The sequence below is a fragment of the Roseateles sp. P5_E11 genome (assembly GCF_054049355.1).
Map to the genome: position 1 here is coordinate 1 of NZ_JBFUMO010000155.1, position 11,313 is coordinate 11,313.

The following is an 11,313-nucleotide window of genomic DNA, read 5'->3' on the forward strand; positions in this document are numbered from 1 at the left end:
GTACAAGGGCCTGATCGTGGCCGGCGTGCTGAGCCTGATCGCCTTCTTCTTCGTCACCAAGGCGATGTTCCCCGGCCCCATAGAGCTGAGCACGGGTGGCACGACGAGCGCAATGGCCCTGTTCGGCGCCTGCGCGGTCGGCCTCGCGCTGACGGCGGCCATGGTCTGGGTGACGGAGTACTACACCGGCACCCAGTACCACCCGGTGCAGCACGTGGCGCAGGCCTCCACCACCGGGCACGGCACCAACGTCATCGCCGGCCTGGGTGTGTCGATGAAGTCCACCGCCTGGCCGGTGCTCTTCGTCTGCGCGGCCATCTACGCGGCCTTTGCCTTGGCGGGCCTGTACGGCATCGCCGTCGCGGCCACCTCCATGCTCAGCATGGCCGGCATCATCGTCGCGCTGGACGCCTACGGTCCCATCACCGACAACGCCGGCGGCATTGCCGAGATGGCCGAATTGCCGGCTTCCGTGCGTGACGTCACCGACCCGTTGGACGCCGTGGGCAACACGACCAAGGCCGTCACCAAGGGCTATGCCATCGGCTCCGCGGGCCTGGCTGCGCTGGTGCTGTTTGCCGACTACACGCACGCGCTGGAAGCGCGTGGCATGCACGAGGTGTTCTCGCTGTCCGACCACAAGGTGATCCTGGGCCTCTTCCTCGGCGGCCTGATCCCCTTCCTGTTCGCCGCGATGGCGATGGAAGCTGTCGGCCGGGCCGCCGGTGCCGTTGTCGTCGAGGTGCGCAAGCAGTTCGCCGATGGCGCCATCATGGCCGGCCAGCGCAAGCCCGACTACAGCGCCGCGGTCGACATGCTGACCACCGCCGCCATCAAGGAAATGATCGTTCCTTCACTGCTGCCCGTGGTGGCACCCATCCTGGTTGGGCTGATCCTCGGCCCGGCGGCACTGGGTGGCCTGCTGATGGGCACCATCGTGACCGGCCTCTTCGTCGGCATCTCGATGTGCACCGGCGGCGGCGCCTGGGACAACGCCAAGAAGTTGATCGAGGAAGGCTTCACCGACGACAAGGGCGTGCTGCACAAGAAGGGCTCGGAAGCGCACAAGGCCGCCGTCACCGGCGACACCGTGGGCGACCCCTACAAGGACACCGCCGGCCCGGCCGTGAACCCGCTGATCAAGATCATCAACATCGTGGCCCTGTTGATCGTGCCGCTGCTGCCGCTGCCTGCGGGCAGCAAGGCCCCCGAGCCCGTCGCAGCCCCGGCTGTCGTGGCGGCACCGGCGGCCAGCACCGCGGAGATGCCCGCGTCGGCCGCATCTCAGTAACACCCAGGTAAATCCCTGGCATAACGGCCCGAGAAATCAGACTTCTCGGGCCGTTTCTCCGTCTGGCCCAGGCAAAATCGCGGCTCATGGCGAGCATGGCAATCACGAGGCACGAGCTGTCGCGGCGACGCGAACAACTGCAGGATCTGCAGCGCTACCTCGCCGTGCTGGAAGCCGATCACGACGGCGCCCGCGCCAAGCTGCTCGGCTTTCGCCAGCGCTATCTCGAGGCCCTGGGCCCGCTGATGCGCGAGCTCGACGAGATCGACGCCCAGTTGCACCAGGCCACGGCCCTGTTGTCTGAGGCCTTGAAGCGCCAGGGTGTCGACGCCCCGGTGTCGGCATCCCAGCGCGCCAAGGCTTGGCCCGATGTGCCCGCCCTGCCCGACGCGACGCCCCTGCCGCCCGAACCCACGGGGCCCCTGACCGACCTGCCGCCGCCCAGCCTGAAGACGCTGTACCGGCGCGCGGCGATGCGTTTTCACCCCGACCTGGCGCCCTCCGGTCCGGAGCGCGAGGTCTGCGAGCAGCGCATGATGATCGTCAACGAGGCTTACGCGAACAGCGACCGCCACCGGCTGGAAACGCTGCTGCTCRCTGCGGGCGAACTCCCCGAGAAGGTCATCGGCGGCCCGGCTGACGCGGTACGCGCCTGGCTCGGCCTGTGCGAGCACCTCGTGCAGGGCCGCATCCGCATCGTGCAGGCGCAGACGGCCTTGCTGCACAACCTGCAGATGCACCAACTGCGCATCGCCATCGAACGGGCGGAGACCGGCGGCATGCGGCCACTGGACATCATGGCCGCGCGGCTGCGCACCCAGATCGCCGAGCGCCGCCAGGAGCTCTACATCGGCGAGCGTGTCGGCAGCGACGCCCGCATGGCGGCGGATTTCCTGCGCAAGCGCTACCAGCGGCTGACGGGGCTGGGCCTGGGCTGAGCCCGGCGTCCTGCGGGATCAGTCGCAGCCTTGCGACTGATCGTTCTGCGTCTGCGGGTCCGAGCTGGGAAAGAAGTTCACCATGTCACCCGTAGCGCTGATCTGAGCGAACAGCAACACAACGCCACGCCGGGTGTAGGTATCGGCAGACCAAGGAACGATGACGCCGTCCCACCAGGCGCCGTCCGACTCGGTTCTGCTGGCTGGCAGGTAGTTGTAGGGGTTCATGGTGGGGTCGTTGCCAACCGTCTTCACCGCGGCGCCCACCAGGCGCAGGCTCATGCCGTCGACCGTCGTTTCAACGAAGGAGAACGGCAGTTCACCATCCTGCCCCGCGGGGGTCGTCGTGGTGAGCACCGTGCCCGACGGCACGGACTGGCCATTGCCATCGACATAAGCGCATTGCGCCAATCCACCGGCGGTACCGGTGACTGTGACGGTGTAGGGAGGAACGAAGGTCGACATAGGGACTTCTCTGGTTGTGGTGGGGAAAGAGGTGGCAGCTACAGTTCACGCTGCCGATGCAGCCAGGCACGGCCTGCTTGCCAGTCAGGCTGGTCGACGACTCGCGGATCCAGGCATTTCTGTACTTCGAGCCAACGTTGAGTCAACTCGGCATGCGCCTGCAGCCATCCCGCGCGAAGCTGCAGCAGTTGCTGCGCCTGGCCGCAAGCCGCCTGCCTGGCGGACGCGTCAGTAGCATTCAGGTTCGCCTTGAACAATTGCAGTCGCACCGCTGCGTTCAAGGCTTCCAGGGATACGGGGCGCTTGGCCATCACGGCGGACAAGCGTTGTTCGACTCGCACCAGGGCCTGGTCGCGCGCCTCGCACGCCGGGCTTGCACAAGCAGGACTGGCCGCCAGTTCCAACAGCCGGACCGAACGAGGCAGCCAGCTGTCCAGGGGCGGCTTGCCCGGTCGCAGACCCTCCAGCTTCTGCAGCAGGGCCAAGGCCTGTACGGCGCGCGCGTCTGGCGGCAAGTCGGCCCGTTGCGCCAGCAGGTTGGCGTCAATCTCCAGGGCCAGGAAAGCCCAGCTCACATTGGCGGGGTCACCTCGCCGCAATTGATCCGCGGCTGACTTGGCTTGGCTCAGCACCGTCAAAGTGCTCAGGCCGGCCGCCATCTGGGTGTCGCTCAGATTCAGCAGCAGCCCGGTCTCGCGCTTCAACCATTCGAGGTCCGCAGGGTGCCGCTGGCGCAGCGACTGCACAGGCGGCAGCGCGCGGTTGAACGCCTGGGCAGCACCCGCATACCGACCCGTCAACTGCAGCAGCCCGCCCAGCCAACTGACGGTATCTCCCCAATCACTCTGCAAGGCGGCGTCGTCGGGGCGTTTGGCGAGCAAGCTCTCCTTGAGCACCAGGGAATGCCTGAAAGCTTCTTCCGCCTGAGCGAATTGCCCCCGCCTCAACCACAGGCTGCCCAGGCTGTTCTCGGCATAGGACAGCTCCAGCTGCGCATCCGCGTCCTTTGCATCGGCCTGCAGCCATTTCGCGCTGACGTCGCGATAGCGGGCCCAATGCTTCTCGGCGGGTTCGAGCTGGCGCTGGCGGAAGAACACCTCGCCTTGCCAGAACGCCGCGGCGCCCTGAGCCTTGCGCCAGGCCGCCGTCATGTCGGCCGCGGGAGGATCGCCTTGCAGCAGCTCGGTGGCCGTCTCCAGCGGCTCCTGCGCGCCCTCCAGGTCCCGCTTGGACACCCTGACCTCGCCAATCACGGTCAAGGCCTTGGCCCGTTGCAGCCGATCAGACGCACTGAGCGGCCCCGAGCTGTCCAGCACCTTCAATGCCTTGCCGCCGACGCTGTCCAGCAACTCCAGGCGGCCGATGGGGCGCAGCTTGTCGGCAAATTCACCCAGCATGAAGCTGAGCACGTCCTCTGCCTGCTGGCGCCGTGCCTGGGCCTGCTGCTCTGCCTGTTCCGCCCGGTGGGCCTGCAACAGGCTGGTGGTCGTCAGGGCCAGCAGGGCCCCCACGGCCACACCGCCAGCCGCCACGGCCACGCGGTGGCGGCGCACGAACCGACCCAGCACATAGAGCCGGCTGTCCGGGCGCGCACGGATGGGTTCATGGTCCAGCCAGCGCTGCAAGTCCTCGGACAACGCCTGCGCGTTCGCGTAGCGCTGGGCTGGGGCCTTTTTCAGCGCCTTGGCGACGATGGTGTCGAGATCGCCGCGCAGATGCCGCGCCTGCCCGGCGATGACGGTGTCGTCCTGGCTGGCCGCCACGTCCGACAACCGCCGCGGCACATGCTCGACGACGGCTTTGAGCCGGTCCAGCTGCGTCTGCGTGTCGTCGGCGGTCGGGTGATGGCCGCCCAGCAGCAGATAGAGCAGCACCCCCAAGGCGTAGACATCGGTGGCCGTCGTCACGTCTGACTGCTGCACCTGCTCGGGCGCGGCGAACTGCGGTGTGAAGGCGCTGCCGGCGCGCTGCGTCAGCTCGGTGGCGGCGGCCCCCTGCTCCGCCTGGGTCGCATCGGCCAGCAGCTTGGCGATGCCGAAGTCCAGCAGCTTCACGTCGCCCTCGCGCGTCACGAGGATGTTGCTGGGCTTGAGGTCACGGTGCAGGATCAGCCGCGCATGGGCATGTGCCACGGCGCCCAGCACGTCGAGGAACAGGCGCACCCGGCCCTCGACATCGAGCTGCTGCTGGCGGCAGTAGACGTCGATGGGCTGGCCATCGACGTACTCCAGCACCAGATAGGGCTGCTGGCCCTGGTGCAGGCCGGCGTCCAGCAGCCGGGCGATGTGAGGGTGGGACAGGCGGGCCAGGATCTCGCCTTCGCGCGCGAAGCGACCCGCGTCACCACGCCCGAACAGGCCGGCCATCAGGAACTTGACCGCGACCTGGCCCTCGAAACGACCGTCGGCGCGCCGCGCCAGCCAGACTGTGCCCATGCCGCCCTGCCCCAGCTGGCGCTCCAGCAGATAGGGGCCGATGGCCTGGCCGGCCAGGTCGGGCGGCGGTGTGTCGTCGGGCACCGAGGCCAACGCCTCCTGCCATTGCGCCACGACGGGCTCGCTCAGGAAGCCCTGCTGCTGCAATTCCTCGGCGCGCGACAGCATGCGCCGCAGTTGCTCGGCAGCGTCGGCGTCCTCGCTCTGCAGCTGCTCCAGGCGAAGCTCGCGGGCGGCCGGAGGCAAGTCCAGCAGCTCGTCCAGCAAAGGGCTCAGGGCAAGCCAGCGTTGCCTGTCCATGGACTAGCCCGCCAGGCTCATGGACAGGAACAGGCGGGCCTTCTGCCAGTCGCGCTGCACGGTGCGTTCGGTCACGCCCAGAGCCGCGGCGATCTCTGGTTCCTTCAGGCCAGCGAAATAGCGCATCTCGACGACCTGGGCCAGGCGGGGCTCCACCTGGGCCAGCTCGTCCAGGGCCTCGTGCACGCGCAGCACGTCGGCGTCGCCATGGGGCAGTAGGTCGGCGACGGCGGTGTCCAGCGTCAGATGCAACTCGCCACCGCCACGGCGCTCGGCCCGCCGGGCGCGCACCAGATCGACAACAACCGAACGCATGGCCTGGGCGGCATAGGCCAGGAAGTGGCGCCGGTCCGGGAAATCAGTCCCTTGGGCGCCGGCCACGCGCATCCAGGCCTCGTGCACCAGGGCCGTCGTGTCGAGCAACGTCAGATGACCCGCGTCGCGCACATGCCGGCGCGCCAGGCGCTGCAGGTCGACGTAGAGCTGGGCCACCACCTGGTCGGCGGCGGCGCGGTCGCCTTGGCCGGCGGCCTGCAGCAATTGGGTGATGGCTTGCACCGGCCGCACTCTAACGGCTGGTAACGCCGGCGCAGGGGTTGGTTACGAGCCTGCTACCGGTAAGCGGCAACTTTTTTGCATCCCGATGTCGGGTTTGGCGGTCATCCCCCGTTTAAGAGGATGAGGAGCGATGTCCAAGCCAAGCCAGGGAGCCGGCAAAAGCCGCGGGCCGCCCATTCATTGCTCCTCACCCCGCTGTGAAACGGCCAGGTGGCCGCCAGCGCCGTCCAATCCAACGCGTGATGCCATGCTCCAATCCCAGCTCGCCGACGACCCTCCCCCGCCCGATCGCGCCGGCACGTTCACGCAGGTGCCCAAGGTGGACTCGCTCGGCGCATTCGGCCTGCGCGTGTCGCGCCAGTTCGCGCAGTGCCGCCGCAAGGGAGAGCAGCTGGCCTTGTTGTGGCTGCAGGTCGAGTTGCTGGCACGGCCTGACGGCACCCTGAGCCCTGCCGAGCGCGACAACCTGATCCAGACCGTGAGCCTGCGCCTGCGCAACCGTGTACGCAGCGCGGACGAGGTCGTGCACATGGGAGAGCACTGCTTTGCCGTGCTGCTGGTAGCGGCCGGCGCGCCCGAGGCTGAGCTCGTCGAGGAGCGGCTGCGGCAGGCTCTCAGAGGCGCCTATGGCGTCGACGGCCGGCTGATGCAGGTGGGTGTGCGCCTGGGCACCGCCGTGTTCCCGCAGGCCGGGCGCAACGGCGCCGAGCTGGCGGAAGCGGCGCGGGCGAACCTGCCGGCGGCTGGGGGCGACTGAGCAGCGCTCCTCACACTTCCAGCCACTCCTTGCGGATGTAGGCATTGGCGCGCAGATCCGCCGGCGAGCCTTCGAAGACGATGCGGCCGTGGCCCATCACGTAGCAGCGCTCGGAGATCTCCATCGCGATGGCCAGCTTCTGCTCGACCAGCAGCACGGCGATGCCGCGGTTCTTCAGCTCCTTGAGGTACTCGGCCACCAGTTCGACGATCTTGGGTGCCAGGCCTTCGGTGGGCTCGTCGATCATGATGAGGTCGGGGTCACCCATCAGCGTGCGGCAGAGTGTCAGCATCTGCTGCTCGCCGCCGGACAGCACGCCGGCCTCGGTATGCTGGCGCTCGCGCAGCCGCGGGAACATCTTGTACATGTCCTCGAAGCCCCAGCGCGGGTTCTTGGCTTTGGACTTCTGCCCCAGCATCAGGTTCTGGTGCACGGTCAACTTGGGGAAGATGTCGCGGTTCTCGGGCACGTAACCCAGGCCCATGTGAGCGATCTCGTAGGCCTTGCGGCCGACCAGCTCCTGGTCGCCCCACATGACCGAGCCCTTGACGTCGACCTGGCCCATGATGGTCTTGACCGTCGTGGAGCGGCCAGCGCCATTGCGACCCAGCAGGCTGACGATCTCRCCCGGCTTGACCTCCATGCTGACGCCATGCAGCACATGGCTCTTGCCGTAGAAGGCGTGGACGTTGTCCAGCTTGAGGATTCTTCCTTGCGTCATGCTGCCGCCGCCTGTGTTTCCGCGAGCACCGAGCCCAGATAGGCTTCCTGCACGCGTGCGTTCGCGCGCACGGCCTCGGGCGTGTCAAAGGCAATGACCTCGCCATAGACCAGCACGGCGATCTTGTCCGCCAGGCCGAAGACGACGCCCATGTCGTGCTCCACGGTCAGCAGGGTCTTGCCAACGGTGACGTCGCGGATCAGCTGGATGAAGCGCTTGGTCTCGCTCTTGCTCATGCCGGCCGTGGGTTCGTCCAGCAGGATGACGCTGGAGCCGCCGGCGATGGTGATGCCGATCTCCAGTGCCCGCGCCTCGGCATAGGTGAGGTTCATGGCCAGCACGTCGCGCTTGCGGTCGAGCTTGATCATCTCGAGGATCTGCTCGGTGCGATCGTTGGCGTCCTCGAGGTCGGCGAGGAACTTCCAGAAGGCGTAGCGGTGGCCCAGGCTCCACAGCACGGCGCAGCGGATGTTCTCGAACACCGACAGCCGCGTGAACAGGTTGGAGACCTGGAAGCTGCGCGACAGGCCCAGGCGGTTGATCTCGTAGGGCTTCTTGCCGTCGATGCGCTGGCCATGCAGATGGATCTCGCCCGAGGTCGGCGCGAAGCGGCCGCTGATCAGGTTGAACAGCGTGCTCTTGCCGGCGCCGTTGGGGCCGATGATGGCCACGCGCTCGCCGGCCTGCACGGCCAGGTTGGCGCCGCGGATGATCTCGCTCTTGCCGAAGCTCTTGCGCAGGTCGCGCAGTTCGAGGGCGTAGGCCGTGCTCACAGGGCTTCCCTCCGCTTGATTTCTTTTTCGATGTCTTCCTGGATCTCACCCCACTCGTGCACATAGTGGCGGCGCACCARCTCGAAAAGACCCGCACCGACGACGATGAGGAAGCCGGCACCGAACCAGGCATCCAGCGTGCCGCTGTTCAGCGTCGCGCCCATGAAGCGCAGCTCGGGACCCAGGGCCTCGTTGAGCTGGCGGTGGTAGAGCATCTCGATCATGGTCGCCGCGCCGACCAGCGCTGCGAGGGCCGTGCCGGCCAGGGCGAGATACGAGGTCCAGAGCTTCTTCAACTTGCCGAAGGCCGCCACGCGCAGGTTCATCAGGATGAGGCTGGCAAAGCCGCCCGGGGCATACATGACCATGAACAGGAAGATCAGGCCCAGGTAGAGCAGCCAGGCCTTGGTCAGCTCCGACAACAGCACGCCGCAGATGACCATCAGCACGGCGCCGATGATGGGACCGAAGAAGAAGGTCGCGCCGCCCAGGAAGGTGAACAGAAGGAAGGCCCCCGAGCGCGCCGCGTGCAGCACGTCGCTGCCATTGACGATCTCGGCGTTGATCGCCCCCAGGCCGCCCGCGACGCCAGCAAAGAAGCCCGAGATGGCGAAGGCCATGAAGCGCACCCAATGGGTGTCGTAGCCGACGAATTCGACACGCTCGGGGTTGTCGCGCACGGCGTTCAGCATGCGGCCCAGCGGCGTGCGCGTCAGCGCGAACATGGCCGCCGTGCAGATGAAGCAGTAGACGGCGACGAGGTAGTAGACCTGGATCTGCGGGCCGAAGCTGATGCCCATGAAGGGCTTGCCGATGACGCGGTTGCTGGACACGCCGCCCTCGCCGCCCGAGAACTCAGGCAGCATCAGCGTCAGCGCGAACACCAGTTCGCCAATGCCCAGCGTGATCATCGCGAACGGCGTGCCGGCCTTCTTCGTCGACACGTAGCCCAGCAGCGCCGCGCAGACCAGGCCCGCGAAGCCGCCCACCAGCGGGATCAGGCTGACGGGAATGCCCAGCGTGCCGGCACCGGCCATGTTCAGCGCATGGATGGCGAGGAAGGCGCCCATGCCGCTGTAGACAGCGTGGCCGAAGCTCAGCATGCCGCCTTGGCCCAGCAGGATGTTGTAGGCCAGGCAGGCGATGACGCCGATGCCCATCTGCGTCAGCATGGTCTGCGCCAGGCCCGTCGTCCAGATGCGCGGGGCGACGAAGAGGATGAGGGCGAAGAAACCCCAGACGAACCAGCGCCCGACGTTGTGGGGCTTGAAATGGAAATCCTTGGACTTGCTCATCGGATCAGTCTTCCCGCGTGCCCAGCAGGCCCTTGGGCCGGAAGATCAGGATCAGCACCATCAGCAGATAGGGCAGGATGGGGGCGACCTCGGCCATCGTCAGGCGCAGCAGCGGGTAGCCCGGCGTGGCCTGGGTGATGGTGAAGCCCAGGCTGCCGAGCAGCGTGGCGAGGGAGCCGTTGATCGTCAAGGGCAGCGTCTGCAACAGACCCACGACGATGGAGCCGACGAAGGCGCCGGCCAGCGAGCCGATGCCGCCGACGACCACGACGACGAAGATGATGGCGCCGATGAACGCCGCCATGTTGGGCTCGGTCACGAAGGTGATGCCGCCGATGACGCCGGCCAGGCCTGCCAGCGCGCAACCGCTGCCAAACACCAGCATCAGTACGCGCGGCACGTTGTGGCCGAGCGCCTCGACCATCTCTGGGTGCGTCAGCGAGGCCTGGATGATCAGCCCGACGCGGGTGCGCGTCAGCAGCAGCCACAGCGCCAGCAGCATCAGCAGGGCCACCAACATCATGAAGGCCTTGGTGGCCGGGAAGGTCGAGCAGTTGGCCACCGCGCAGACCTCGGGCGAGGCCTTGCCCAGCACCAGCGACATGCCCTCCTGGGCGCGCGAAACGATGGTCAGGGCCGACCCCTCCAGCAGCGCCGGCGGCGTGRACGTCACTGCGGTACGGCCCCAGATCAACTGCACCAGCTCCAGCACCACATAGGACAGGCCGAAGGTGATCAGCAGCTCGGGCACATGGCCGAACTTGTGCACGCGCCGCAGCGCCAGCCTCTCGAAGCCCGCCCCCAGCACGCCAACGGCCAGCGGCGCGAACAGCAGCGCCGGCCAGAAGCCCATGATGCCCACCAGCGAATAGGCGATGTAGGCGCCCACCATGTAGAAGCTGGCGTGGGCAAAGTTCAGCACGCCCATCATGCTGAAGATCAGCGTCAGGCCCGAGCTCAGCATGAAGAGCAGCAGGCCGGACGACAGGCCGTTCAGCAGATTGATGAAGACTTGATCCAAGGCGGTGGCCGGCAAAGTCAGGAGGATCGCGCCGCCGCTCGCGAGCGGGGCGCGGTCGAGTCAGGCACCCAGGGGCTCAGGGCCTCTTCATTTGGCAGGACGTCGGCGTCGACGACACGTAGCTGTCGTACATCTTCACCGGCGCCAGCGTCATGCCGGTCTTCTCGGGGCTGTAGGGGTACTTGGCGTCGGCCTTCTGCCAGACCGAGATGAACAGCGGCTGCTGCAGCTGGTGGTCGGTCTTGCGCATCGTCACTTCACCATTGAAGCTCTTGACTGTCAGACCTTCCATCGCCGCGGCCACCTTGACCGGGTCGGTCGACTTGGCGTTGGCCATGGCCTGGCTCAGCAGCGAGTAGATGTGCTGCACGCTGAGCGTGTACATGTCGTCGTTGAACTTCTTGTTGTATTCCTCGGCGTCCTTCTGCGCCTGGCCGCCCAGGTTGTAATGGCTGTAGGCCACCTGGAAGACGCGGCCCGCGCCGCCGGTGCCCAGTGCCGTCGGCGTGCCGGTCACACCGGTGTAGTAGGTGAAGAACTTGCCGTTGTAGCCGGCCTCGTTGGCGGCCTTGACGAGYAGGGCCAGGTCCGAGCCCCAGTTACCGGTGATGACGGTGTCGGCACCGCTGGCCTTGATCTTGGCGACATAGGGGGCGAAATCGCGCACCTGGGCCAGCGGGTGCAGGTCCTCGCCGACGATCTGCAYGTCGGGGCGCTTGCGGGCCAACATCTCCTTGGCGTATTTGGCGACCTGGTGGC

The 11,313-nt window shown here is 67.2% G+C and carries 11 protein-coding genes; 3 read left to right on the forward strand and 8 right to left on the reverse strand.

Annotated features, from left to right (window positions below):
* Both ACXJKR_RS13585 and ACXJKR_RS13590 read left to right on the forward strand, forming a co-directional pair.
* Positions 1 to 1,291 (forward strand): proton/sodium-translocating pyrophosphatase (locus ACXJKR_RS13585; protein ID WP_457323279.1); only part of this gene is annotated, 1,291 nt, incomplete at its 5' end.
* A gap of 86 nt (positions 1,292 to 1,377) precedes the next feature.
* Positions 1,378 to 2,229, forward strand: a complete 852-nt coding sequence (locus tag ACXJKR_RS13590) for a J domain-containing protein (protein ID WP_457323280.1) — start codon at positions 1,378 to 1,380, stop codon at positions 2,227 to 2,229.
* 18 nt (positions 2,230 to 2,247) lie between these two features.
* On the opposite strand, the gene ACXJKR_RS13595 is transcribed toward ACXJKR_RS13590, so the two are convergent.
* The 3 genes from ACXJKR_RS13595 to ACXJKR_RS13605 are packed head-to-tail and all read right to left on the reverse strand — an operon-like array spanning position 2,248 to position 5,987.
* A complete protein-coding gene (locus tag ACXJKR_RS13595) occupies positions 2,248 to 2,694 on the reverse strand; it encodes a hypothetical protein (protein ID WP_457323281.1) in 447 nt (148 codons plus the stop codon).
* 38 nt (positions 2,695 to 2,732) lie between these two features.
* Positions 2,733 to 5,429: a protein kinase domain-containing protein gene (locus tag ACXJKR_RS13600; protein ID WP_457323282.1), complete on the reverse strand. Its 2,697-nt coding sequence runs from the start codon at positions 5,427 to 5,429 to the stop codon at positions 2,733 to 2,735.
* Between the two features lie 3 nt (positions 5,430 to 5,432).
* Entirely contained in the window at positions 5,433 to 5,987 is a 555-nt protein-coding gene (locus ACXJKR_RS13605) for an ECF-type sigma factor (RefSeq protein WP_457323283.1), read from the reverse strand.
* Positions 5,988 to 6,234: 247 nt separating this feature from the next.
* Between ACXJKR_RS13605 and ACXJKR_RS13610 the strand changes: the two genes are divergently transcribed.
* On the forward strand, positions 6,235 to 6,744 hold the full coding sequence (locus ACXJKR_RS13610) for a diguanylate cyclase domain-containing protein (RefSeq protein ID WP_457323284.1): 510 nt from the start codon (positions 6,235 to 6,237) through the stop codon (positions 6,742 to 6,744).
* Positions 6,745 to 6,754: 10 nt separating this feature from the next.
* Here the strand turns inward: ACXJKR_RS13610 and ACXJKR_RS13615 are convergent, their stop codons facing one another.
* The 5 genes from ACXJKR_RS13615 to ACXJKR_RS13635 form a co-directional block, all read right to left on the reverse strand.
* Positions 6,755 to 7,450 carry an ABC transporter ATP-binding protein gene (locus ACXJKR_RS13615; protein WP_457323288.1) on the reverse strand — a complete coding sequence of 232 codons (696 nt, stop codon included), beginning with the start codon at positions 7,448 to 7,450 and terminating at the stop codon, positions 6,755 to 6,757.
* An 11-nt stretch (positions 7,451 to 7,461) separates the two neighbouring features.
* Positions 7,462 to 8,238 (reverse strand): ABC transporter ATP-binding protein, encoded by a 777-nt coding sequence (locus ACXJKR_RS13620; RefSeq protein ID WP_457323285.1) that lies wholly within the window; start codon positions 8,236 to 8,238, stop codon positions 7,462 to 7,464.
* On the reverse strand, positions 8,235 to 9,533 hold the full coding sequence (locus ACXJKR_RS13625) for a branched-chain amino acid ABC transporter permease (RefSeq protein WP_457323286.1): 1,299 nt from the start codon (positions 9,531 to 9,533) through the stop codon (positions 8,235 to 8,237). The genes ACXJKR_RS13620 and ACXJKR_RS13625 overlap by 4 nt, the downstream gene beginning before the upstream one ends.
* A gap of 4 nt (positions 9,534 to 9,537) precedes the next feature.
* Positions 9,538 to 10,497 carry a branched-chain amino acid ABC transporter permease gene (locus ACXJKR_RS13630; RefSeq protein WP_457323289.1) on the reverse strand — a complete coding sequence of 320 codons (960 nt, stop codon included), beginning with the start codon at positions 10,495 to 10,497 and terminating at the stop codon, positions 9,538 to 9,540.
* 133 nt (positions 10,498 to 10,630) lie between these two features.
* On the reverse strand, positions 10,631 to 11,313 hold a 683-nt coding region (locus ACXJKR_RS13635; protein WP_457323287.1), incomplete at its 5' end, for an ABC transporter substrate-binding protein.